20 protein-coding genes are annotated in these 23,886 nt (G+C 46.7%); 5 read left to right on the top strand and 15 right to left on the bottom strand.

Annotated elements, in window-relative coordinates:
- Positions 1-252 precede the first annotated feature (252 nt).
- Together GPK83_RS10965 and GPK83_RS10960 are read left to right on the top strand one after the other, a co-directional pair.
- Positions 253-1,470 carry an argininosuccinate synthase gene (locus GPK83_RS10965; RefSeq protein ID WP_117470196.1) on the top strand — a complete coding sequence of 406 codons (1,218 nt, stop codon included), beginning with the start codon at positions 253-255 and terminating at the stop codon, positions 1,468-1,470.
- Between the two features lie 284 nt (positions 1,471-1,754).
- On the top strand, positions 1,755-2,222 hold the full coding sequence (locus GPK83_RS10960; RefSeq protein WP_015553774.1) for a hypothetical protein: 468 nt from the start codon (positions 1,755-1,757) through the stop codon (positions 2,220-2,222).
- Between the two features lie 92 nt (positions 2,223-2,314).
- Here GPK83_RS10960 and GPK83_RS10955 read toward each other — a convergent pair whose 3' ends face one another.
- Positions 2,315-2,578, bottom strand: coding sequence for a hypothetical protein (locus GPK83_RS10955; protein ID WP_021905464.1), 264 nt, complete (start codon positions 2,576-2,578; stop codon positions 2,315-2,317).
- A gap of 98 nt (positions 2,579-2,676) precedes the next feature.
- Positions 2,677-3,987 (bottom strand): Na+/H+ antiporter NhaC family protein, encoded by a 1,311-nt coding sequence (locus tag GPK83_RS10950; RefSeq protein WP_215704769.1) that lies wholly within the window; start codon positions 3,985-3,987, stop codon positions 2,677-2,679.
- A 459-nt stretch (positions 3,988-4,446) separates the two neighbouring features.
- Between GPK83_RS10950 and GPK83_RS10945 the strand changes: the two genes are divergently transcribed.
- Positions 4,447-5,511, top strand: a complete 1,065-nt coding sequence (locus GPK83_RS10945) for a LysR family transcriptional regulator (protein WP_215704768.1) — start codon at positions 4,447-4,449, stop codon at positions 5,509-5,511.
- A gap of 97 nt (positions 5,512-5,608) precedes the next feature.
- Here GPK83_RS10945 and GPK83_RS10940 read toward each other — a convergent pair whose 3' ends face one another.
- Positions 5,609-6,526: an AEC family transporter gene (locus GPK83_RS10940; RefSeq protein ID WP_117513105.1), complete on the bottom strand. Its 918-nt coding sequence runs from the start codon at positions 6,524-6,526 to the stop codon at positions 5,609-5,611.
- A 374-nt stretch (positions 6,527-6,900) separates the two neighbouring features.
- Between GPK83_RS10940 and GPK83_RS10935 the strand changes: the two genes are divergently transcribed.
- Complete coding sequence (locus tag GPK83_RS10935) at positions 6,901-7,899, top strand: LysR family transcriptional regulator (protein WP_215704767.1); 999 nt, start codon at positions 6,901-6,903, stop codon at positions 7,897-7,899.
- A 141-nt stretch (positions 7,900-8,040) separates the two neighbouring features.
- Here GPK83_RS10935 and GPK83_RS10930 read toward each other — a convergent pair whose 3' ends face one another.
- The 10 genes from GPK83_RS10930 to GPK83_RS10885 form a co-directional block, all read right to left on the bottom strand.
- Positions 8,041-8,253: a hypothetical protein gene (locus GPK83_RS10930; protein WP_117513109.1), complete on the bottom strand. Its 213-nt coding sequence runs from the start codon at positions 8,251-8,253 to the stop codon at positions 8,041-8,043.
- 40 nt (positions 8,254-8,293) lie between these two features.
- Positions 8,294-9,514 carry an MFS transporter gene (locus GPK83_RS10925; RefSeq protein ID WP_117513111.1) on the bottom strand — a complete coding sequence of 407 codons (1,221 nt, stop codon included), beginning with the start codon at positions 9,512-9,514 and terminating at the stop codon, positions 8,294-8,296.
- Between the two features lie 31 nt (positions 9,515-9,545).
- Positions 9,546-10,838 carry an SLC13 family permease gene (locus GPK83_RS10920; RefSeq protein ID WP_215704766.1) on the bottom strand — a complete coding sequence of 431 codons (1,293 nt, stop codon included), beginning with the start codon at positions 10,836-10,838 and terminating at the stop codon, positions 9,546-9,548.
- A gap of 93 nt (positions 10,839-10,931) precedes the next feature.
- Positions 10,932-12,311, bottom strand: coding sequence for an amidohydrolase (locus GPK83_RS10915; RefSeq protein ID WP_215704765.1), 1,380 nt, complete (start codon positions 12,309-12,311; stop codon positions 10,932-10,934).
- 442 nt (positions 12,312-12,753) lie between these two features.
- The gene (locus GPK83_RS10910; protein ID WP_215704764.1) at positions 12,754-13,803 is read right to left on the bottom strand and encodes an electron transfer flavoprotein subunit alpha/FixB family protein; all 1,050 of its coding nucleotides are present in this window, start codon (positions 13,801-13,803) and stop codon (positions 12,754-12,756) included.
- Positions 13,804-13,833: 30 nt separating this feature from the next.
- Positions 13,834-14,619, bottom strand: a complete 786-nt coding sequence (locus tag GPK83_RS10905) for an electron transfer flavoprotein subunit beta/FixA family protein (RefSeq protein ID WP_117470189.1) — start codon at positions 14,617-14,619, stop codon at positions 13,834-13,836.
- A 191-nt stretch (positions 14,620-14,810) separates the two neighbouring features.
- Complete coding sequence (locus GPK83_RS10900) at positions 14,811-15,962, bottom strand: acyl-CoA dehydrogenase (protein ID WP_015553780.1); 1,152 nt, start codon at positions 15,960-15,962, stop codon at positions 14,811-14,813.
- Between the two features lie 345 nt (positions 15,963-16,307).
- Positions 16,308-17,147 (bottom strand): 3-hydroxyacyl-CoA dehydrogenase NAD-binding domain-containing protein, encoded by an 840-nt coding sequence (locus tag GPK83_RS10895; protein WP_015553782.1) that lies wholly within the window; start codon positions 17,145-17,147, stop codon positions 16,308-16,310.
- 39 nt (positions 17,148-17,186) lie between these two features.
- Entirely contained in the window at positions 17,187-17,963 is a 777-nt protein-coding gene (locus GPK83_RS10890) for an enoyl-CoA hydratase-related protein (protein ID WP_015553783.1), read from the bottom strand.
- 41 nt (positions 17,964-18,004) lie between these two features.
- Entirely contained in the window at positions 18,005-19,189 is a 1,185-nt protein-coding gene (locus tag GPK83_RS10885; RefSeq protein ID WP_215704763.1) for an acetyl-CoA C-acetyltransferase, read from the bottom strand.
- A gap of 405 nt (positions 19,190-19,594) precedes the next feature.
- Between GPK83_RS10885 and GPK83_RS10880 the strand changes: the two genes are divergently transcribed.
- A complete protein-coding gene (locus tag GPK83_RS10880; protein WP_215704762.1) occupies positions 19,595-20,938 on the top strand; it encodes a butyryl-CoA:acetate CoA-transferase in 1,344 nt (447 codons plus the stop codon).
- 61 nt (positions 20,939-20,999) lie between these two features.
- Here GPK83_RS10880 and GPK83_RS10875 read toward each other — a convergent pair whose 3' ends face one another.
- Together GPK83_RS10875 and argH are read right to left on the bottom strand one after the other, a co-directional pair.
- On the bottom strand, positions 21,000-21,905 hold the full coding sequence (locus GPK83_RS10875; protein WP_215704761.1) for a LysR family transcriptional regulator: 906 nt from the start codon (positions 21,903-21,905) through the stop codon (positions 21,000-21,002).
- Positions 21,906-22,485: 580 nt separating this feature from the next.
- Positions 22,486-23,859: an argininosuccinate lyase gene (gene argH / locus GPK83_RS10870; protein ID WP_215704760.1), complete on the bottom strand. Its 1,374-nt coding sequence runs from the start codon at positions 23,857-23,859 to the stop codon at positions 22,486-22,488.
- Positions 23,860-23,886 lie beyond the last annotated feature (27 nt).

Genomic DNA, 23,886 nt, shown 5'->3' with positions numbered 1-23,886 from the left:
CGCTGATGGGATTTTTGCCTTCCAGCCTATGTTTTCTTACGGTCAGCGCAGCAAGTGCGCAGACCTACTGAACAGTTACCCCGCCGGCACATATCTTTCTCCTCCCGCCTCTCCCAATTCATGCATTGTTTATGTATAATATGCACTTTATTTCATAAAAATGCATTTTACGCTTGACATTATGCATATTCGGATGTATATTTATGAAGCATAAAGAAAACAACGTCTGAAACAGATCGGAGGATAACAATTATGAAAGAGAAAGTTATTTTAGCATATTCCGGCGGACTCGACACAACCGTTCTGATTCCGTGGTTAAAAGAAAATTATGATTACGATGTAGTCTGCGTCTGCATCGACGTAGGACAGGGAAATGAGTTAGATGGTCTGGAAGAGAGAGCAAAATACTGCGGAGCTTCCAAATTATATATCGAGCATGTTGTCGATGAATTCTGCGACGAGTACATCGCTCCGTGCGTAAAAGCAAACGCTACCTACGAGAACAAGTATCTCCTCGGTACCGCAATGGCCCGCCCGCTGATCGCGAAGATTCTTGTTGATATCGCGAAGAAGGAAGGCGCTGTTGCCATCTGCCACGGTGCTACCGGTAAAGGAAACGATCAGGTTCGTTTCGAGCTTGGCATCAAGGCCCTTGCCCCGGATATGAAGATCATCGCTCCGTGGAGAACCTGGAATATCCAGTCCCGTGAGGAAGAATTAGAGTACTGCGCAAAACATAACATCGATCTTCCATTCAAGAAGAACGACAGCTACAGCCGTGACCGCAATATCTGGCACATCAGCCATGAAGGTCTTGAGCTGGAAGATCCGGCACAGGCTCCGAACTACGATCATATGCTCGTACTCGGCGTAACACCGGAGAAGGCACCGGATGAAGAGACTGAGATCTCCATCTCCTTCGAGAAAGGATTCCCGGTTGCATTAAATGGCGAGAAGATGAAATTCTCCAAGATCCTCACAAAATTAAATGAGCTCGGCGGAAAGAACGGAATCGGCATCACCGATATCGTTGAGAACCGTATGGTCGGCATGAAGTCCCGTGGTGTTTATGAAACTCCTGGCGGAACGATCCTTCTCGAAGCTCACAAGCAGTTAGAGGAACTGATCTTAGACAAAGAGACATTAAAATATAAGAAGAACATCGACAACGAGTACGCTGATGTCGTTTACTCCGCAAAGTGGTTCAGCCCGTTACGGGAGGCATTACAGGCATTCGTTGAGTCCACTCAGGAATATGTGACCGGTGAGTGCAAGATGAAGCTCTACAAGGGCAACATCATCAAGCAGGGCACAACTTCCCCATATTCCTTATACAACGAGAGCATCGCTTCCTTCACAACCGGTGATCTCTATGACCACCATGACGCTACCGGCTTCATCAATCTCTATGGACTCTCCACAAAGGTTCGCGCAATGAAGAAGGCAGAGGTCGAGAAGAACCAGAAATAATAACTCTCTTTCATAAAAAACTTAGGCTTGATCCCGGCAGGACATGTTCCCGCCGGGATCTTTTCTTCCGCTGTTCAGATTCTTTACATTTCTGTCATTTTTCTTTCATTCTCTTCACAAAACCTCTTATATCTGACCGTATTCCTTCATTTTTTTTTGACAATTTGGTCACACTTTTTTGATTTAATATGGATCATAAAGAAAGAGAGAGATCCTTTGAAGCACCTGGATCTTTCGTTTTTTCTCTTATAGTTTCGATATTAGAAAGGAAGACTTAAATTATTATGAAAAAGAAATTACTTCTTACCACTTGCATCGCAGGTATCATCGCACTGGCAACCGCATGCTCTTCCCAGAGCACAACTGCTGCAACGACCGCTGCTTCTACAACGGCTGAGACAACAGCGGCTGCTGTGAAGGAGAATACAACTGCTGCTGAAAAGGAGACAACTGCCGCTGAAAAAGCAGAAGGCAAGAAAGAGGCTGATTCCAAAGCTTCCGAAAACAGCAGTGAAAAAAGCGACGAATCAAAAGAGTCTACAATGACTGGTACCATCAGTGACATAAAAGATTTCATGTTCACGGTAAGTGCTGATGGAAAGGATTACGCGTTCACCTTCGAAGCCGATAAAAAACCGGAAGGTCTCTCCGAAGTCAAGGACGGCGATAAAGTTACTGTAACTTACACCGGAACGGTCAATGAAGTAGATGCTTTTGATGGAACCATTCTTTCCGTGACAAAGGCTAAATAATATACACACGTGTGTGAAATGCGGCACCGCCAGGTCCCAAAAAAGGACCGGCGGTGCCGCAGCTAAAAGGCTGAAGGTAGTCAGCAGTTAGACTATTGACACACAACGATCTGGATCTTATCAAGCAATCGCTTAAGATTCTCATTTTCTTTCTGAAGTCTGGTGCAGCGCTCCCGGTACAGGTCCCGCTGCCTTTCAATGATACGGAAGTTATCGCAGATCTCTTTCATATCCTCGCTCTCTTCCCACGGCAGGTCAGAAAATTCTTTCCCTGCCGCTGGTTTCAGATTCTGCAGTATCTCCCCTGAACATATTTTCTTATTTGCTTCATCTGTTAATTTTTCTGCTGTTTTCATAATCTATCTCCCCGGACGATCATCCACATTTTCTATCCTGTTTATTTCTGTTGTCCAGCCCTGCCCTTTTCATCCAAAACTGGAAAAGTTAAAATTTATCAAACAGCCTTTCTGGCTCTCACAATAAGATGCCAGATTGGAAGCAGATACAGGAACACCGCCGCCCCTATCGACACAAGCGGCGCCGACACAGACGCCAGCGGAACCGCACCCGCGATGGACCACGGAATGAGCGGAGCCGTAACGATTACCGAGTTTTCCATATCTATCGCAAATCTCTGCTGATCCGGCTCCAGATCCTTGCAGACCTGGTCCACCAGCATCGTTGCCAGTGTCTGGTTGCAGGCCACCATCCCCGCCACCATGGACGTCATAAGGATCGTACCAAAAACGGTGATTTTTCTGCTCAGCGATCCCATCTTCGATTTTAAACCATTTAAAAGTCCGGTTCCCTCAAAGATACCCGAATAGGAGGACGAAATCGTGATGATCAGTGCCACCCGCACCATGGACATGATTCCGCCGCCGTCGATCATGGAAGAGATTGATGGATCCGGAGATTGATAACCGTTGACCAGAATTCCAACGATCAGGAACAGGTCCGTGTGCTGCCAGAAAAGGCACACGCCGAGTGCCGTCATGATACTTGCCAGCATCGCCATCCGCACCTGTACCCGGAAAAGTGACAATACCATGATCACCACCGCCGGAAGAATTGGGATCAGTCCCAGATGGAATACGCCAGAAAAGCTCTCCGTCAGCGACAAATTTCCGGCTTCCGCCGCCGGAAATGCGATTCCGCAGACACCGTAAAAGGCACAGGTCAAAATTAGCGGCACGATGGCCGTCCTCACCATCAGACGGATATTGTCAAAAATATTTGTGTGGGTCAGCTCCGAGACCAGCAGCGCGCTGGTGGATACCGGCGAACACCGGTCCCCAAAGAACACGCCGGAGAGGATCGCGCCTCCCGTCAGGATCTCATTGCACCCCATCGCCTTCGCCATGGTCATGCAGATCACGCCCATGGTTGCCGCCGTTCCGAATGCTGTTCCTGTAAGGACGGACACCAGACAGTTTAAAAGGAATGCCATCAAAATCATTACCGACGGATTCATAAGCCCTGCACAGTAGGAGACGATCGCCGGGATCGTTCCCGCCGCCCGCCAGAGCGCCGTCAGCATCCCGATGAGTAAAAACGTAATTAAAATATTTTTCGCCGTCTTGATTCCCTTCCAGGACATCCCGAAAATATCTCTGACCGTATAACCACGGTTCAAAGTGTACGCGAAAAAGATCAGATATCCAAGTGCTAACGCTGCCAGGATCGGGATTCCCGCAAGGATGCACCCGATCAGCGTCACCGCGAACACGACCAAAACAGCCGTCTCACTGGTGTGTACCTTCATAATGTTTACCTCTTCCCTGTTTTCTTTCGTGAACCATTCCCTCAGCCAGCTGTTCCCTGTTCAGATATCCTGATCCACCTTTATGATTCTAGTATACGCCTGGATTTCCCGCTTGTCTAACTGTATTTTCCGATATATAATACAGCTAAAAAACTGTATATAAGTTACAGATTTCATTCTTTTACACGATTTTCCCAGTTCATTCTGGCTGTCCTGTATCTTTTATGGTCAGCACAGCTGATCCGAGACTCTGCACGACACTTACAAGTCAAGCGGATATTCGCAATCCGCTTCGCTACTTGCTCATAATCCAATAACTGCTCCGCAGTTTATCAGAAGGAGCTTGCACTCCTCCTGATACAAGCAAGTCCCCACCCACTGCTTATTGCTTTTCGCAATTGAAGCAGGGGACTTACTTGATTCGGTTATACTTTCTTTTTTATATTCAGGAGGTTTTATATGAACTTTCTTTCCATGGACTACTTTCTCATGACCGCCGAGAAGCGCAGCTTCACAAAAGCCGCCGATGCTCTCCATATCACCCAGCAGACCCTGAGCACCCACATCGCCAATCTGGAACAGGAGCTGGACTGCAAGCTCTTCGTCCGCCATGTTCCCCTGGAACTCACCTACGCCGGAGAGATCTTTTGCCAGTACGCCGCAGACTTCCAGAAAAAATACCGGGCAATGCAGCACGAATTTGCTGACCTGACTAAAAATGAGCAGGGCATCCTGCGGATCGGCATCTCCTTTACCCGCTGCCACGCGATCATGCCTGCGATCATCACGGAATACCAGCGCCGCTACCCGCATATGGAGATCCAGGTCATCGAAAATGCGAACACTGGACTACAAAAAGACCTGATGGAACATAAGATTGATCTCGCCATCGCGAAGTTCCCGGATTTTCTGCCAGGGATCACTCTGAGCGATTTCTATGAGGAGGAGGTCGTTCTTCTGCTTGCTGATTCTCTGTTTCATGAGGTCATTTCCGATGCTGCCCCAGCAGATGCCCTATTTTTACATCTTCCAAAGACTATCTGCTGCTCCGGCTCTGATTTCACTCATGACACCGCTGGCACTGTCTCCTTTTCTGTCCAGGATCTCCCTGCACTGACAGATTCACAGCCGGAACCGTTAATGTTAAGAAGCCCGGAAGACTTCTCGATCTTCGAACACTGCCCATTCCTTCTAAACTACGCCACAGACATCGCCGGTCAGCTCGGAAGACACTTCATCACCATGGGCAATTTCAAACCGATCGTAAAGACCCAGTCCGACAATATGGGAATGCTTCTGGAGCTCTGCGCCGCCGGAAAAGGCGCCTGCATCTCCCCGCTGAACCTTGCCATGAGCTCTCTCTCCCCTGAGCAGCGCCAAAAAATGCGGATCATCCATCTCGGACGATCCGCAAAATATAAGATCCGCTTCGGTTCTCTGGAACAGCCTTACCAGTGGAAGGCGATCCGGAACTTTATGGATGCCGCGAACGCTGCACTCACAAGAACCGGCACAACCCCCTAGCTTTACGTTCTCTATCGCATGCGGTGTGCCGTTTTTCAAATGAACAAAAATTTCTAGCGCTTCTCCTGGCTGAAAACAATCGACCTGCCGGGGCCTCTCACCCTGCCAGATAACACCAGACTGGCAGGGTCAGCATGGACATTAGCGTCGTCATAACCACGCATCTCGTTGCAAACAAGGCGTCACTGTCATATCTTGCCGCAAAAATCGCCGCCGTAGCTCCGGCAGGCATGCCGGTCATCAGAACGCTGATTCCCAGTGATGTGGCATCAAGTCCAAGTCCAAGTCCAACGACCAGTGCTGCTGCCGGGAGAATGATCAGACGGAATACAGAAAACATGGCTGTATCTTTATTAAAGATCGTTGTAATTTTTACATCCGCCAAAATCGTTCCCACGATCAGCATCGTGAGGGCGCTGTTACAATTCCCAAGATACTTCACTGTCGCCGTGATGACGGCTGGAAGCTTCACCTGAGTCACCATGCAGATCAAGCCCAGATAAATTGCGACCAGACATGGATGTGTCAGCACGTTCTTCGCGACTTTCTTCTTATCCACCTTCTCATCCGCCACAAAATAAGTTGTCCCCACCGACCACATGATGATCCGCATAGGGATCAGGAAAATTGAAGTATACAAAACTCCGATCTCATTATAGATCGCCTCTGCGATCGGATTTCCGAGAAATCCACTCATTGGAACGATCGTGCAGTACTGGAGGACTTTCCTTCTCCGCGGCACATACCGGTTAAAGATAAACTTATTTAAAGTCAGACAGACCGCCTGCATGATCACCGCCGCCAGTAAAAGCAGCGCACAGGACCGAAATATTTCCATGTTGAATTCAATCAGGCACGACTTAAAGATATTACATGGGATCACCACGTTGATGCATAAATCCGTCAGACATTTCTTTCCATTGGCATCGATGATCTCCTTTTTCTTTAAGATTGCTCCGACAATCATCAATGCAAACAAGGTTCCCTGAAGACTGAATAGATCGAGTAAATTCATAAACCTACCTCCCGCTGTCTCTTCTTAGATGTACATGATTTTCTGCAGTAACTATGTCGAAAGCTCCCTATCATCCATTCCTCATCGCTTTCTTTCATTTTATCATAGCACAGTCCTCATCCTTTGTATAACTGTTTTATCCAGTTTTAGATACAGTGATCTATCTGTAATATTTTCTCATAATCAGTCATAAAACCCACAGTTGTTTTTATCGTTCTAAAATGATAAAATAAAAGAGTATATGTCTGTAAATTGCATCAAAGAATACTAATTTTTTTTATGATGTTTTATCAACCGCACAAAAAAAAACTTGTATGTGTTTTTTCTACAACAAAAAACTTGTGCGACCCTCTTTTATGATTCGAGGTACCATTATGACAACGAACCAATTGATGTTTATGTATGCAGTCGAAGAGATGAGCTTTTCTAAAGCGGCACAGAAAGCATTTGTAACCCAACAATGTCTCAGTAACCATATCCACCGTCTTGAAGTTTCTTGTGGAGTAAAGCTTTTTGAACGCACTCCTCATCTTCAACTTACTGAAGCCGGAAAAACGCTCTACCAGTCCTTTATTCAAATCCGGGATATCGAAGAAGGAACCTTGCAAAAGCTAAAGACAGATACTTCCTCGATCCACGGCACAATACGCTTCGGAACCCACTTAAACCGGGCACGGATTTTTCTGATCGATCCGTTTCTGGAGTTTCATGAAAAATATCCGGATGTAGAACTCGACGTCTATTTTATTCACAGTGCCTACACAGAAAAAGTGCTGGATGAAGGAACCGCCGATGTAATTCTCGGCGCCAATTGCACAGCCCTTGCCAACACCCGTGCTGATCGGATCGGTGAGGAAGATATCGTCTTTCTCGCATCCCCAGATCTTTTAAAAGAGCGGATCCCCGACTGGGATGAATCCAGAAAGACGCTGACACGCAAAGAGCTTTCTATGATTCCCCTGACAGCAAGTTCCAATATCAGTATCATGGCACAAAACCTGCATCGAACCATGTTGAAAGCTGGATTCGAGTCCAAGTATATTTTTAAGATCGAGGATAACAATGCCCAGATGGCAATTTGTAAATCTGGAAAGGCAGCCATGTTCTGCCCGGAAAACCAGTTAATCAAAGCCGATCTCTCCTGTCATAGTGAAATATCCTCTTCCGCCAAGCTTCAGGTGTTAAAACTCGAAAATTACAGTGATTTCATGTCCATTGATCTCATCACCTCTGCCCAGCGTAATTTTCCCACCTATGTCACCGATTTTTGTTCCATGATCCGTACCTATTATCAGGATCAGATTCAAAAGGTACGTGCTGAGTATCTACCCTGGTCCAATAATCAATACTACTCTGAGATCACTCTGCACTGACAATCCAGTCTGTATGACATGCCACGGGCACCTTCTTCCTAGCGTATGACAGTAATAAAGGCTCTAAAATCAATAACAGGATGGAATTCTAAAAAATCCCACCCTGACTATTGATCTTAGAGCCTTTATTCTATCCGGAAATCACTTTTCTGCACGGCAGCTCATCTTCGATTTTTTCAAGATCTCCTGTCTTTTTTTCTCTTTTTCCAGCTTTTCCCGGTATTCGTTCTCTTCTCCCTGCTCTCTCGTGATGTAAAAGCCCTTTCTCAGCCATCCTTTTGCGAGACAGATAAAAAATGCTGCCAGCATCATGACGATCCATAATTTTTCACAAATCATTGTTAACATTTCCATAAGAACCTCCTTGCTGTTTCAGCATCATCTGTCATCTCACTTATTTTTTCGGCTTCAGCTTTCCTACAAACAGAAGACAAACGGTGGAAACGATCGATAAAACCATGCATAATCCCCAAGCGGCCATATAGTTTCCGCTCTTCTCATAGATTGCGGAAATAACCGGCGTGCTCACCGCACTGATCGCCAGTGTAACGGTGCTGAGTTTTGCATAGATCTCACTGTAGTTTTTAACTCCAAATACTCCAGAAACCATGGACGGAGCCGTAATGCTCTGGCATGTATTTCCGATTCCATAGAAGAACGCGATGAGCAAAAGCATCGGAACACTGGAATGAAGTACGGAGATCGTCATCAAGAGATAGGAACCGATGATTCCGATCGCCCCAAAGATCACTCCGCCCTTTAGTCCTTTCCGATCGAACAGGCGTCCCATGATCATCTTTGAAAAGATACATACGAAATTGTACAGTGAAATGACGGTTGCACCAAACTGTGCGTCATATCCGAGTGACTGTACATAAGAGGAAATATGGTACAGGGAACATCCGATAAAGGAAATACATCCCATTCCCACTGCGATCAATAAGAACCGTGGATCCTTAAACAGTGTGACAAAATCAGCCTTTTCTCCGGGGCCTTCCGGCTCCTCTGCTCGAATCTGTTCCTCATATCCATCCGGATAATCCCGGACAAAGATAAGAGCCAGTGGAGATACAAGAAGCATCGCCACAAATCCGTAACAGCGGTACGTCACTCTCCAGCCAAACATCTCGATGGCCGCTGTCAGCGGATTCGATAATAAAACTCCACCAAGACTGATTCCCACAAAGATGATACTTGTCGCAAAGGACCGGCTCTCTTTCGGGAACCAGCGCGCCGCCAGCGTTGCGAACGGCATCATCAGCGCAAACGGGTTAAACACTGTTCTCACAAGGATCACTGCATAATACGCATAAACAGATGTAACGTAGCTCTGTGCCACCATTGTGGCACCAGTTCCAAGTACCCCCATAAATAACAGCTTTTTCAAGCTTTTGTCGTTCATGAGCTTTCCTGCTATCGGAGTAACAACAAAGCTCACGATGGTGCTGTACGTAGACGCAAGGGTCAGCGTTGTTGTGCTGACCCCCAGATCTTTCGTAATCGGTAACAAGAAGATTGCCTGACTTCCGATCGTACCATAGTGAAGCACCAGCATACAGAGAACACCATATGCAACGATCACCCAGCCAAAATTTATCTTTTTATCACCCGTCATAAACAATTTTCTCCTTTATAAACCTCATTCTTTAGTATGGCGGGAAGAATAATCCGCACCATACGATGTTCGCAACTGAAATAACAAGCGCCGGAACAAGTCCCATTCTAAGGAGGTCTTTCTGCTTATATCCACCAACTGACATACAAAGCGGAATTGCAACTGTGGATAACGGTGTCAGGTAAGAGGTGAATGTAGCTTTCCATAACATATTGAAAAGTCCTGTCGGGTTCCATGCATATGTTGCGCATAAGAGCAGTACAACCGGCTGTAATGCGGAATACAGAGCCATGTTGGACATAAACTGTGTTACGATGAAGCCTGCGAACCAGAAAAGGATAATTACGAGCCACTTGGACAGATTTTCACCGAGGATCGCCTGAAGTCCCTGCGCAATAAAATCGCCTGCGCCGGATGCAACAAGTGCGTTACCAACTGCCAGAGAACCGATATAGAGGAAGATCGGCGGCATTGTTAAGGATTCCATCGCTTCCTTCTCAGAAAGAACACCTGTAAGGATCGTTAAAACAGCACCGATAAAGCAGATCATCCATGTCGGGATCGTTGCCGGAAGCTTATTGGAGAATAAGATTGCGATAACAACTGCAACGAAGATTCCATAACCACAGAACTCCTGGAACGGCGGTAATGGTTTCTGCTCTTTCATCTGTCTTAACTGAACTTCTGTATAGAGAGGACCGTAATCCGGTGCAACCTTCGGGCAATAGAACATCGCAAACAGTACCGAAAGAACAAGTGTCGGCATATATACAAGCATCGGATCAAACATTCCTTCTCTTGCTGTCACACCGTAGGTCTCCCACATGGTATTTGCTGTAATGTAGGAAGTAGCGCCGGAACCGATCGGAAGGGATGTTACGGTACAGATACAGATCAGTACGATGGAGAACATCGCCTTGGATGGACTCTGATTATTCTTACGGCAGAAATCCGAAACCAGTGGATAACAAATAGAGAAAATTAAGATCGCTGATGGTGCTACCTGAGCGATTGCAAGGGTAACCAGGCAGTACAGGATCATACCTTTCTGGAAACTTCCACCAGAAACCTTATAAGCAAGGTTCGTTACCCTATGGACCATCTGGGTACGGCTGAGTCCACCTGCTACAATAAACATGGATCCCATGATAATAACAGATGAATTTGAAAAGCAGCTTAACGCAGCTTTCGGCTCAAGACATCCTGTGATAACATAGATGCCCATCGCAGCCATTGACACCAACGGAAGAGGAAATTTGTTGGACATGTAGAGCGCCAGAGTTGCTACGAATACGACCAGACATATGATAGTTTGTGTAGGCATATAAAGTCCCCCTTTTCTCTTGCCGGAAGATGGATCCTTTTTGGACCATCTCCCGGTTCTAGTACAGTTACTTATCTTCCAGTTGCAAAAATCTTATTTTTTCATGGAAAGTGCTCTCGGAACGACTCCTTTAGGGATCGGGCATTCATACTTACTGCCCTTTAATCTTCTATTTAATTCTTCCTTGGCTTGTTCCAGTAATTCCGGTTTTTCAATCAGGTCCACTGCGACTCCGGCCATTGCCTCGCCAACCATCAGTGTTGCCTTGTGTGCCGGTGTACTCTTTCCAACAGCAACAGCCTGCCAGGAATGTGCTGCTGTACCAACCGGCCATGTCGGGGCACTAAGAGAAACCGTCGGTACAATCCAGCTTACGTCTCCGACATCGGAGGATGCCGGGAATACGATCTCAACTGGTTTGAAATCCGGAATCGTATCTGCGATCGGATGTCCTGGATTTCCATTCTTGTTTGTTGCTGAAATCTTGCTGTAAAATTCCACATCTTCTTTTGAAAATTCCGGAAGTTTCAGCAATTTCAAATTTTCAACTGCATCACGCCCTAAAACATGGTTCGGAACAGTGTTCGAAGTTGCTTTTACAAAATCAATCTCCAATTCCGTTCCTGTCATTAACGCTGCACCTCGCGCAATATCTTCCACTCTGGACCGCACATCCGCAACTGTTGCGTTATCTTCTGCTCTTAACAATACGAGCACCTCTGCTGTCGGCTGAACAACATTCGGAGAAAATCCACCTGTATCAGTTACTGCATAATGCATCCTGACAGAAGGAAGAACATGCTCTCTGAGGAACTGAATTCCCACATTAAACAATGTCACCGCATCCAACGCACTTCGTCCAAGATGTGGGGAAATTCCAGCATGAGAACTGATTCCTTTATAGCGGAAATAGATCTGACAGTTCGCAAGTGTACTTCCGGCGGAACTTCCATATGCATCTCCCGGATGCCATGCGATCGCAGCATCAAGATGATCAAAACATCTCTCCCTTGCCATGAATGTCTTTCCACCTCCGCCTTCTTCAGCCGGACATCCATAGAAAATAATGGTTCCTTCTTTTCCGTTCTCTTCCAGGTACTTCTTTAATCCGATTGCTGCTGCAAGACAGCCTGTTCCTAAAAGGTTATGGCCGCATCCGTGACCGTTTCCTCCAGGATGGACCGCAATCTTCTCGGTTGCTCCGGCTACCTGGCTGAGACCTGACAATGCATCAAATTCACCAAGGAATCCAATGACTGGTTTTCCGTGTCCAAATGTTCCTGTAAATGCAGTTGGAATATCTGCAACGTCTCTTTCAACCTGAAATCCCTGCTCTTCAAGAGCCTTACATATAATTTCCGAAGAAATTTTCTCCGAATAACAGGTCTCCGGATTGTCCCAGACAGAATCGCTTACTTTATTTAAAAACTCTTCCTGCCCGGCTATGTAATCGAACAGTTCCTGTTTCGTCATGTACCTTCCTCCTTTTTTCGTATATTTCGACCATCTCAAGTTAGTCTGTTACATTTGCACGTCTGCAACTGCTTGTTTAGCCACATCTTAGCATTACAATCATAATTTCTCAAACAATTATTTTCTTGTTTTTGTCGAATGCAATCGAATATTGAATTTATTTTCCAATTACATACAATATTTATCTTGTGATGGTTTTCCAATGCAAAAAGAACACCTGTAAAACAGACGCCGGCACTTTCTTCCGACTATATAGACGCAAAAATCCCCGCCCGGAAACCCGGACGGGGATCATCACCTGTTATAACACTACCGGCAAAATCACTCTGCCTACTTTAATATATTCATGTTTTTGGCGGGTGCTAAGGTCAAAACTCCTCCTGCAAGCAAGCTTGCATCGGACTTTAGACCTTTTCACCCTGGTATATACAATTCACGTAAATTATTTAGCTGCTGCAGCCTTTGCTTCTTTGATCTTCTCTGTCAGCATCGGAACGATCTTGTTTAAGTCGCCTACGATACCGTAGTCAGCTACATCGAAGATCGGAGCGGACTCATCTTTGTTGATCGCAATGATGATGTCAGACTCTTCCATACCAGCTACGTGCTGGATAGCACCGGAAATACCGATTGCGAAGTATACGTGCGGACGAACAGTCTTACCAGTCTGTCCTACCTGAAGATCTTTCGGCTTCCAGCCGGAATCTACAACTGCACGAGAGCAGCTTACTGTACCGCCAATAGCCTCAGCGAGGTCATCAAGCAGTTTGAAGTTCTCTGCGCTGCCAACTCCACGGCCACCGGAAACAAGGATCTTTGCATCCATGATATCAGCTACGTCGGATACTGCCTTAACGATCTCAAGAATCTCAACGTACTTGTTGTCCGGAGTGAAGCCCGGGTTGAATTCGATAATTTCAGCTTTTCTGCCAGCCTCACGGTCAAGCTTCTGCATAACGCCTGGACGTACTGTAGCCATCTGCGGACGGAATTCCGGGCAAGCGATTGTAGCGATCGTGTTGCCGCCGAATGCCGGACGGGTCATAAGGAGCTGATTATGTTTCTGCTCTTTACCCGGCATAGCTACGAGCGGGAAATCTCCGATATCGAGCTGTGTGCAGTCTGCTGTAAGACCTGTATGGATACGTGCGCAAACACGCGGGCCAAGGTCACGACCGATTGCTGTAGCACCGATTAAGAAGATGTCCGGCTTGAACTCGTTGATAACAGATGTGATCGCATGAGTATACGGCTCAGTTCTGTAATCCTTTAATTCCGGATCGTCAACAACGATAACTTTGTCTGCACCGTACTCACCGAGTTCGTCTGCAAGACCTTTTACGTTGGAACCAACTAAAACTGCTGTTACAGTTGTTCCTAAATCTTTTGCCAGGTCTTTACCTTTACCGATCAGCTCCAGAGCGATGCTGCTGATCTGATTGTCTACCTGCTGTGCAAAGACATATACACCCTTATATTCTGCTAAATTCATCACTTTTCACCACACTTTTCTTTTATTAAATTAAAGTACATGTTTCTCAGTAAGTTTCTCAACAATGTAATTTGCAGCTGCGGACGGATCAAGGTTTGTCTCCTTAACGCCTGCACCCTTTCTTACTTTGTCGGAAGCCTTAGCGATCTGAGTCGGGGATCCCTTAAGACCAAGGTTGGAATCAAGGACATCTTTCAGATCTTTTCTGCCCCAAACGGTGATCTCTTTCTTGTATGCATCGAAGATTCCGCCCGGAGTCATGTAACGCGGCTCATTTAACTCAGAAAGTGCTGTAATTAAGCACGGCATTTTAGCCTTTAACATCATGTATCTATCATCGAACTGACGCTTAACGATTACGGAATCGCCATCGATCTCGATACCCTCAGCATAGCTGATTACCGGAAGACCAAGATGCTCAGAAATCTGCGGTCCTACCTGAGCAGTATCACCATCGATAGCCTGACGGCCTGTGATGATGAGGTCATAGTCAAGGTTTCTTAAAGCACCAGCGATTGTCTGGGAAGTAGCCCATGTATCAGCACCGCCAAGAACACGGTCTGTAACAAGGATACCGTTGTCAGCGCCCATAGCCATAGCCTCACGAAGAACTTCCTCAGCCTTCGGAAGACCCATTGTAACTACTGTAACTTCTGCACCATACTGATCTTTCAAGCGAAGAGCTGCCTCCAGACCAGCTTTATCATCCGGGTTCATGATTGTGAGCATAGCTGCTCTGTCAAGTGTTCCATCCGGTTTGAACTTTACGCCGCCCTTAGTATCCGGCACCTGTTTTACACAAACAACGATTTTCACTGTATTTCACTCCTTATTTTCGTTTTTAGTTATGATTTTCCAGCTGTTAAATGTCTTGTAACTGCTCTGTAGGTCTGCGCACTTGCTGCGCTGACCGTAATAAAACCTAAGCAGGATGGCAAAAATCCCATCGGCAAAGCCGATCTGGAATGGATTTTTGCTCGTAACTGTGAAGGTACTGAACAGTTAAATTACTTTAACAGTGCGCCGGAGATAACCATTCTCTGAACTTCACTTGTTCCTTCGTAGATCTCGGTGATCTTAGCATCACGCATCATACGCTCTACGTCGTACTCTCTGATGTAACCATAACCACCATGGAGCTGAACAGCCTTTGTTGTTACTTCCATAGCAACCTCTGCTGCATACAGTTTAGCCATAGCTGCTTCTACAGAGTATGTCTTCTGAGTAGCCTTAGCCATTGCTGCACGGTAAACCATCATCTGAGCAGCTTTTACCTTTGTTGCCATATCAGCAAGCTGGAACTGTGTGTTCTGGAACTGACCGATTGTGCGGCCAAACTGCTTTCTCTCTTTTACGTAAGCGATTGTTCTGTCAAGAGCGCCCTCTGCAAGACCAAGAGCCTGAGCAGCGATACCGATACGTCCACCGTCAAGTGTATGCATAGCGATCTTGAAGCCCTCACCCTTCTTACCTAAAAGGTTGTCCTTCGGGATGCGGCAGTCTGTGAAAATAAGTTCATATGTTGCAGATCCGCGGATACCCATCTTCTTCTCTTTTGTACCAAAAGTGAAGCCCGGTGTTCCTTTCTCTACGATAAACGCGGAGATCTCTTTCTGCATTTTGCCACGTTTCTCAACTGTGCCTGTAACAGCGATAACGATGTATGTATCAGCATACTTACCGTTCGTGATAAAGCACTTGGAACCGTTTAATACCCACTCGTCGCCGTCTAAAACAGCTTTTGTCTGCTGACCCTGAGCGTCTGTACCAGCGCCCGGCTCAGTTAAACCGAATGCACCTAACTTCTCGCCCTTAGCAAGCGGAACAAGGAATTTCTGCTTCTGCTCTTCTGTACCGAATGTCTGGATCGGATCCATGCAAAGGGATGTATGTGCGGAAACGATAACGCCTGTAGTACCGCAAACTTTGGAAAGCTCCTCAACGCACATAGCGTAAGTAAGCGGATCACAGCCCTGTCCACCATACTCCTTCGGTACCGGAATACCAAGGAAACCGTTTTTAGCCATCTTCTCTACGGTTTCTACCGGGAATCTCTCTTCCTCGTCAACCTCCTGAGCAAGGGGTTTGACTTCCTTCTCGGCGAAATCATGGAACAGTGTTCTCGCCATCTCATGCTCTTTACCTAATGTAAAATCCATGTTTTTAGTTCCTCCTTGTGAATTGTATCATGTATAACATGGAGAAATGTGGATGCTTCATTTCTCCGATGTACCTATCCATTGGACAAACGGGGGACAGCCCGCATTTATCCGATCCCGCATTTTGCAGGTTCAAAACTCCCGGCATATAACCCAACATATGTGCCCGGAATTCTGATTGTGAAAAAAAACACAATCTTGGTTAAAAAATAAATTTAGCGTTTTCTTTACCTCATAAATCTGCTTTCGCTGATATTTAGTGGAAAAAGCAAACGCTATCGGGTTATCTGCCTGACGGGATCAGATCCCCGTCAGGCATTTCCCATACCGGTAACTATCTCCGGATTATTTCGTGTAATCGTAGAAGCCCTTGCCGGTCTTTCTTCCAAGAAGGCCGCCGCGAACCATCTTCTTAAGAAGCGGATGCGGACGATACTTCGGATCGCCTGTCTCTGTCTCAAGAACGTTCATGATTGCAAGAACAACATCAAGACCGATCAGATCACCGAGAGCTAACGGTCCCATCGGATGGTTAGCGCCAAGCTTCATGGCAGTATCGATACCCTCTACGGAAGCAACGCCATCAGCGTAAATGCCGACTGCTTCGTTGACCATCGGAATAAGAATTCTGTTTACAACGAAACCAGCAGCCTCTTCTACCTGTACCGGAGTCTTGCCGATCTCTTCAGAGATCTTCTTAACAGCTTCAACGTCTTCCGGCTTTGTGTTTAAGCCAGCGATAACCTCAACCAGCTTCATAACCGGTGCCGGGTTGAAGAAATGCATACCGATTACATGTCTCTCAACAGCGCTGCCGATCTCTGTAATGGAAAGAGAGGAAGTGTTTGTTGCAAAGATACAGCTCGGTTTACAGATCGCATCGAGCTCTTTAAATGTCTGCTTTTTGATCTCCATGTTCTCGATCGCAGCCTCTACAACGAGGTCACAGTCACCGCAGATATCTTTCACACCAGTTGTGATCTTGTTAAGGATCTTGTCAGCCTCTTCCTGAGTCATTTTGCCTTTTGCGATTCTCTTTTCGAATCCAGCGGCAATTTTCTTCTTTCCGTTCGCTGCAAATGTTTCATTGATGTCGCAGAGCATTACCTCATAGCCTTCAGTCTGTGCGAATGCCTGTGCAATACCGGAACCCATGGTTCCTGCGCCGATAATACCAACTTTCATGATTTTATCTCCTTATATATGCAACAATGTTATGTAATCTTATCGATTTTTGAAGCCGTCCACTTTTCTCTTCTCGAGGAACGCCTTCATTCCTTCCTTCTGATCCTCAGTCTCAAAGCACTCGGAGAAATATTTCTCTTCGATGGAGATTGCGTGATCAAGGTCGGAAAGGTAACCGTCTGTCAGGGACTCCTTGGAATTTCTGACAGCAATCGGTGCGTTGGAGGCGATCTTCTTTGCCAGCTTCATAACTGTCGGCATAAGCTCTTCCTTCGCACATACACCGTTTACAAGACCGATCCGGTATGCCTCGTCCGCTTTGATATTGACAGCAGCATATACCATTTCCTTTGCTTTTCCGGTTCCGATCAGTCTTGCGAGACGCTGGGTTCCGCCGAATCCCGGAGTGATGCCAAGACCAACCTCCGGCTGTCCGAACATAGCGTTTTCGGAGCAGTAACGGATATCGCAGCTCATTGCAAGCTCATTTCCACCGCCAAGCGCAAAACCGTTGACAGCAGCAATCGACGGGATCGGAAGTGTCTCCAGCTTACGGAAAACATCGTTTCCTGCTTTACTGAATTCACGTGCTTCCTGTACAGTCATTGTACTCATTGCAGCAATGTCCGCACCGGCAACAAAGGATTTCTCACCTGCGCCGGTCACAACCAGCACTCTTGTTGTACCAAGATCGATGCTGTCAAGAACAGCGTCAAGATCCTGGATAACCTCTGTATTTAAAGCATTTAATGCTTCCGGACGGTTGATGGTGATAACACCAATAAAACCGTCCTGCTCATATTTTACAAAACCCATATCGTCGTTCTCCTCAGATTTTGTCTATGTCCCAGATCAGATTAGTCTCTCTCTACGATTGTAGCACAGCCCATTCCGCCGCCGATGCAAAGAGTTGCAAGACCCTTCTTAGCATCTGCCTTCTCCATCTCATGAAGAAGTGTAACGAGAATACGGCATCCGGAAGCTCCTACCGGGTGTCCGAGAGCGATCGCGCCGCCGTTCGGGTTTAACTTGTTAAGGTCAAAGCCAAGCTCTTTACCTACTGCTACAGACTGTGCAGCGAATGCCTCGTTAGCCTCGATGATATCGAAGTCTTTGATCTCCATGCCTGTTCTCTTAAGAACTTTTCTTGTAGCTGCAACCGGTCCGATACCCATGATCTTCGGATCTACGCCGCCGAGAGCACCGGCAACCCATGTAGCCATCGGCTTAACACCGAGCTCTTTAGCTTTCTCTTCGCTCATAACAACAACTGCTGCTGCACCGTCGTTGATTCCTGAAGAATTACCAGCTGTAACTAAGCCGCCGTCTTTCTTGAATGCCGGTTTTAACTTACCGAGAGTCTCAACCGTTGTTCCGTGACGCGGGCCTTCATCTGTATCTACGATAACTATCTCTTTTTTCTTCTTGACTTCTACCGGAACGATCTCGTCCTTGAATGCGCCGGACTTCTGAGCTGCCTCTGCCTTCTGCTGGCTTACTGCAGCGAACTTGTCCAGTTCTTCTCTTGTAAGACCCCACTGATCGCAGATGTTCTCAGCTGTGATACCCATGTGGTAGTTGTTGAATGCATCCCAGAGAGCATCGTTAACCATTGTATCAACTAAGGTAGCATTGCCCATACGGTATCCGTAACGACCTTTCATCATAGCATACGGAGCCATGGACATGTTCTCCATGCCGCCTGCAACAACGATATCAGCGTCACCGGAAAGGATCATCTCAGCTGCCATGTTAACAGCCTCAAGACCGGAACCGCATACTACGTTGATCGTTACAGCCGGAACCTCGATCGGGAGACCAGCTTTTAATGTAGCCTGACGAGCTACGTTCTGTCCCTGGCCAGCCTGGATTACACAGCCCATGTAAACTTGATCAACAGCTTCCGGAGCTACACCTGCTCTCTTTAAAGCCTCTTTAATTACGATTGCGCCAAGTTCCGGAGCCGGAACTGTGCTTAATTCGCCACCCATTGTTCCGATTGCGGTACGGCATGCACCTGCCAGTACAATTTTCTTTGCCATTTTCTTTTCCTCCTCATTATACCGCTGCCATGCTCTACACCATATTTTTTCCACAAGCAAGGCAGTATATTATGTATAACTAATAATATCACCAAACCGTTTTTGTGTCAAATAATTATGACAAGCTTTTTATATATTTTTTCTAAACAAATTAGAAAGTTTCCTTATCCTTTCGTACAAAAGTTACTTTTTTGCTTTGATGCGGTGTTTTGGCGATTCGTCATGTTTGGCGAACATTTACGAAGCTTTTTCCCGGAATTATTGACCTTACACCCGGAAAATGTTAAAATAATCTCATAGTTTGTACGTGCGGCCTATGTTTCCTGTTTTCGTGTCAATGGAAACAAAAAACCCGCACAATATATTGCTACTATATTTTTATGGTTACAAAGAGAGGGTATTGAAATGGATTTCAAACAGATGTATCAGGAAAAGCTGGTTTCCGCAGAGAAGGCAGCTTCCGTAATCAAGTCCGGTGACTGGGTCGATTACGGCTGGACAACAGCGACACCGGTTGCTGTCGACAAAGCAATCGCAAAAAGACTTCCGGAATTAACAGACGTAAACTTCCGCGGCGGTATCTTAATGTGGGTGCCGGAGATCTTCAAGATCGAGAATCCGGCAGAACATATGACCTGGAACTCCTGGCATATGGGCGGTATCGAGAGAAAAGCAATCGCGCAGGGCTTCAGCTACTATGCTCCGATCCGTTACTCTGAGCTTCCGAGATATTACAGAGAATCCCAGAATAAGCCGGACGTAGCTGTATTTCAGGTTTCCCCGATGGACGAGCACGGTTTCTTCAACTTCGGACCGAACGCTTCCCATATGGCGGCTGTATGTGAGACTTCCAAGGTCGTTATCGTGGAAGTGAATGAGAATATGCCGGTATGCTTCGGCGGCACCGAAGAGGGTGTTCATATCTCCCACGTTGACATGATCGTTGAAGGTGACAACCCGGCGATCGCTGAAATGGGCGGCGGAGCTGCTGCAACAGATGTTGACCAGGCTGTCGCAAAGCTGATCCTTGAAGAGATCCCGGACGGCGCATGCTTACAGCTTGGTATCGGCGGAATGCCGAACGCAGTCGGTGCCCTGATCGCACAGTCCGACCTAAAAGACCTCGGGGTTCACACAGAGATGTACGTCGACGCTTTCGTTGATATCGCAAAGGCCGGGAAGATCACTGGCGCAAAAAAGAATATTGACAAAGGCCGTCAGGTATACGCTTTCGGCGCAGGTACAAAGAAATTATACGACTACTTAAATAAGAACCCGGAGTGCATGTCCGCACCGGTAAACTACACAAACGATGTCCGCACGATCGCTGCTCTTGACAACTTCATGTCCATCAACAACGCGGTTGACCTCGACCTCTTTGGCCAGGTAAACGCTGAGTCCGCAGGAATCAAGCACATCAGTGGAGCCGGCGGACAGCTTGACTTCGTTCTGGGAGCTTACCTTTCCAGAGGTGGAAAGAGCTTCATCTGCTGCTCTTCCACTTTCAAGAAGAAGGACGGTACCTTAGAGTCCAGAATCGTTCCGACACTGGCTCCAGGCTCCATCGTAACCGATACCCGTGCGAACATTCACTGGCTCGTTACCGAGTACGGTAAAGTAAACTTAAAAGGTCTCTCCACATGGCAGAAGACCGAAGCTATCATCTCCGTAGCTCACCCGCAGTTCCGCGACCAGCTGATCGCAGAGGCTGAGAAGATGCATATCTGGAGAGCAAGCAACAAACGCTGATCATAAATGAGAATGTAAAACAGGGGCTGTCAATGACAGCCCCTGTTGTTGTATAATATGATCATGCATTCAGGATCGGATCCATCAATGTGATCCCCTTTTCATTTGCAAGCTTCCGTCTGCATATTTCCAGAAGAGGCTTCTGATATGGCGACTTATCCTCCGTCCGGTACAGATAGTAGAGCGTTCTGCTTGGCGGCTCCACATCGAGTTCATGGATCGATACCGGCGTCGTCTTTAAGATGCTTTTTGCGACAGAGATCGGAAGAAACGCCCAGTTATCACCGTTCTGGGTGAAATACTGTAAAAATCCCATCTCATCCAGATAAACCTGTGGAACTGCCGCGCTGTTGAAATAATAGTTATGCCAGGTGTCAAAATTCTGATCCCACTGCGTCCGGATCTCCCGGCGCGGATCCAGCTCTGAGACTTTGATGTTGTGGGGAAGATTCAGATCTTTTCCCACTATCAGGCACAGTTTTTCCTTAAATAATACCTCCGTCTTTACCTGTGACGAATACATCGGATCCGTGATAAAGGCGATGTCTACCGTCTTGTTGTTTACATAGCTGTAAGCTTCACTCGAATGAAGTGTCGTCACATGGAGGCTGCATTCCGGCGTATTCCTTATAAATTCCTGAAACACCGTTGGCAGCATGAATGCAAGGAGGCTTCCGACACTGGCCACATAAAAACTCTTCTCATTGCTCAGCAACGCTTCCTCCTGAGTCTCATTCCAAAGTGCCTGCCAGCGGTGTGCAATTCCAACAAAGGCTCTCCCCTGTCTTGTCAGCTCCACATGACGGACTCCTTTATTCCGGATAAACAGGGAATAGCCCAGTTCTTCCTCCAGTGCGCGGATCCGGCGGCCGAGAGCCGGCTGTGTGATATATAATTTTTCTGCCGCCGCAGAAAAGCTTCCGCACTGGGCGATCTTCAAAAACGCTTCAATTTCAAGAAACGTCATGTTCTATTCTCCTTTCTGTGCCGCAACACCAACATGTTCGATATCTTTTTTGCGTGAGCATCTTCATTTCATGCTGTTTCGTTCCAAAATGTTAATATTTATATTTATTATATCAAAACAGGGACGCTTTTACAATTCTATCAAACCATCTTACGATTTTGGGCACAAACGGTATTTTGCGCCCTATATGCCTGGACGTTCCAAAATATTAAGTTTTATTAATATTTAATATTATAATTTGTCACTTTTTATTTACTCATAACCATTTTACTTTCCAGACAAACCATGCTATAATACACGAATGGAAGGAAGAGCCGCACCAACTCTTCCCGAAACTTTCTTCTCATTATATTATAACGCGATATTTTAAACGCACAGCCGCCTTGGAACGATATTTGGGGTATCGTCCTTGGCGGCTGTGTTCGTTATTCTGATTTGTTGACATTGTTCTCTTCTTGCCGGATGCTGCGCATCCGACAAGAAGCGTCGGGCGTCGCCCTTATAGAAAAAGGCTCTCAAACCACTGAGAAAATGTAAACATTTTTCAGTGGTCCGAAAGCCTTTTTCTGCAATGTCAACTTTAAGCGTTCAGTTCTTTCTTATAAACCTCAATGACTTTCTTCATCGCCTCCGCACCCGGAGCACCGATGGTCACACGTTTCTCCACGCATGTCTTCATGGAGATCGCATCGTAAATATCTTCCTCGAATACCGGACTGATGGACTTGAACTGTTCCAGAGTCAGATCATCTAATGCCTTGTTCTCGTTGATGCAGAGAAGTACCAGCTGTCCGATGATCCCGTGGGCATCACGGAACGGAACGCCGTGGTTTACAAGGTAGTCCGCAGCATCTGTGGCATTCGTAAAGCCGTTCTTTGCGCTGGCTTCCATCACATCTTTGCGGAATGTCATCGTGGATACCATTCCTGTGAAGAGTAAGAGGCAGCCCTTTACGGTGTCGATGGCATCGAAGGTCAGCTCTTTGTCTTCCTGAAGGTCCTTATCGTATGCCAGCGGAATTCCCTTCATGACGGTCAGCATGGACATCAGGGCACCATAGACACGGCCGGCCTTTCCGCGGATCAGCTCCGCGATATCCGGATTCTTTTTCTGCGGCATAATACTGCTTCCGGTGCTGTAAGAATCATCCATCTCAACAAAACGGTACTCGTTGCTGTTCCAGATGATGATCTCCTCGGAGAAACGGCTCAAATGCATGGCGATCGTGGAGAGTGCTGCCAGAAGCTCAATGAGATAATCCCGGTCGGATACGGAATCCATGCTGTTTAAGGTCGGTCCATCAAAGTCTAAAAGCTCTGCTGTGTACTCGCGGTCTAACGGGTACGTGGTTCCTGCAAGGGCACCGGATCCTAATGGGCAGTAATTCATGCGCTTTCTGATATCTGCAAGACGTCCCCTGTCACGGCGGAACATCTCGTAGTAAGCACCTACATGGTGAGCCAGAGTTACCGGCTGTGCTTTCTGAAGATGGGTAAATCCCGGCATGTAGGTGTGGAGATTGTCCTCCATGAGCTTTAAGAGAACTTCCAGAAGTCCCTTTAACAGGACATCTGTCTCATCGATCTCATCTCTTGTGTAGAGCTTCATATCGAGAGCGACCTGATCATTTCTGCTTCGCCCGGTGTGGAGTCTCTTTCCGGCATCTCCGATCCGTTCGATCAGGTTCGCCTCAACGAAGGAATGGATATCCTCGGATTCCGTTGTGATTTTTAAGGTTCCGTTGTCGATATCTTCACGAATACTCTTTAAGCCGGCAATGATCGTGTCACGGTCTTCCTCTGTGAGGATCCCCTGTTTCGCGAGCATCGTCACATGGGCGATACTGCCTGCGATATCCTGTCTGTAAAATTTCTGATCGAAGGAGATGGATTCATTAAAATTGTGTACTAACTGGTTCTCTTCCTTCGTAAATCTTCCGCCCCAAAGTTTCATGTCTGTTCCTCCGTTGTCTGTTTTATA

Origin of the sequence: Clostridium sp. MCC328 (genome assembly GCF_018785465.1) — a bacterium.
Classification (GTDB): domain Bacteria; phylum Bacillota; class Clostridia; order Lachnospirales; family Lachnospiraceae; genus Pilosibacter; species Pilosibacter fragilis.
Note: the sequence above shows the minus strand (reverse complement) of the source record. Positions and strands in the feature narration are given on the sequence as shown.

Bases quoted from the DNA above. Each gene is read 5' to 3' on its own strand.
- GPK83_RS10910 (WP_215704764.1), bottom strand. From the start codon at position 13,803: ATGAATTTAGCAGAATATAAGGGTGTATATGTCTTTGCACAGCAGGTA.
- GPK83_RS10955 (WP_021905464.1), bottom strand. From the start codon at position 2,578: ATGAAAACAGCAGAAAAATTAACAGATGAAGCAAATAAGAAAATATGT.
- GPK83_RS10880 (WP_215704762.1), top strand. From the start codon at position 19,595: ATGGATTTCAAACAGATGTATCAGGAAAAGCTGGTTTCCGCAGAGAAG.
- GPK83_RS10915 (WP_215704765.1), bottom strand. From the start codon at position 12,311: ATGACGAAACAGGAACTGTTCGATTACATAGCCGGGCAGGAAGAGTTT.
- GPK83_RS10930 (WP_117513109.1), bottom strand. From the start codon at position 8,253: ATGGAAATGTTAACAATGATTTGTGAAAAATTATGGATCGTCATGATG.
- GPK83_RS10920 (WP_215704766.1), bottom strand. From the start codon at position 10,838: ATGCCTACACAAACTATCATATGTCTGGTCGTATTCGTAGCAACTCTG.
- GPK83_RS10890 (WP_015553783.1), bottom strand. From the start codon at position 17,963: ATGGGTTTTGTAAAATATGAGCAGGACGGTTTTATTGGTGTTATCACC.
- GPK83_RS10950 (WP_215704769.1), bottom strand. From the start codon at position 3,987: ATGAAGGTACACACCAGTGAGACGGCTGTTTTGGTCGTGTTCGCGGTG.
- GPK83_RS10900 (WP_015553780.1), bottom strand. From the start codon at position 15,962: ATGGATTTTACATTAGGTAAAGAGCATGAGATGGCGAGAACACTGTTC.
- GPK83_RS10895 (WP_015553782.1), bottom strand. From the start codon at position 17,147: ATGAAAGTTGGTATTATCGGCGCAGGAACCATGGGTTCCGGTATTGCA.
- GPK83_RS10965 (WP_117470196.1), top strand. From the start codon at position 253: ATGAAAGAGAAAGTTATTTTAGCATATTCCGGCGGACTCGACACAACC.
- GPK83_RS10935 (WP_215704767.1), top strand. From the start codon at position 6,901: ATGACAACGAACCAATTGATGTTTATGTATGCAGTCGAAGAGATGAGC.
- GPK83_RS10960 (WP_015553774.1), top strand. From the start codon at position 1,755: ATGAAAAAGAAATTACTTCTTACCACTTGCATCGCAGGTATCATCGCA.
- argH (WP_215704760.1), bottom strand. From the start codon at position 23,859: ATGAAACTTTGGGGCGGAAGATTTACGAAGGAAGAGAACCAGTTAGTA.
- GPK83_RS10925 (WP_117513111.1), bottom strand. From the start codon at position 9,514: ATGACGGGTGATAAAAAGATAAATTTTGGCTGGGTGATCGTTGCATAT.
- GPK83_RS10945 (WP_215704768.1), top strand. From the start codon at position 4,447: ATGAACTTTCTTTCCATGGACTACTTTCTCATGACCGCCGAGAAGCGC.
- GPK83_RS10885 (WP_215704763.1), bottom strand. From the start codon at position 19,189: ATGGCAAAGAAAATTGTACTGGCAGGTGCATGCCGTACCGCAATCGGA.
- GPK83_RS10875 (WP_215704761.1), bottom strand. From the start codon at position 21,905: ATGACGTTTCTTGAAATTGAAGCGTTTTTGAAGATCGCCCAGTGCGGA.
- GPK83_RS10940 (WP_117513105.1), bottom strand. From the start codon at position 6,526: ATGAATTTACTCGATCTATTCAGTCTTCAGGGAACCTTGTTTGCATTG.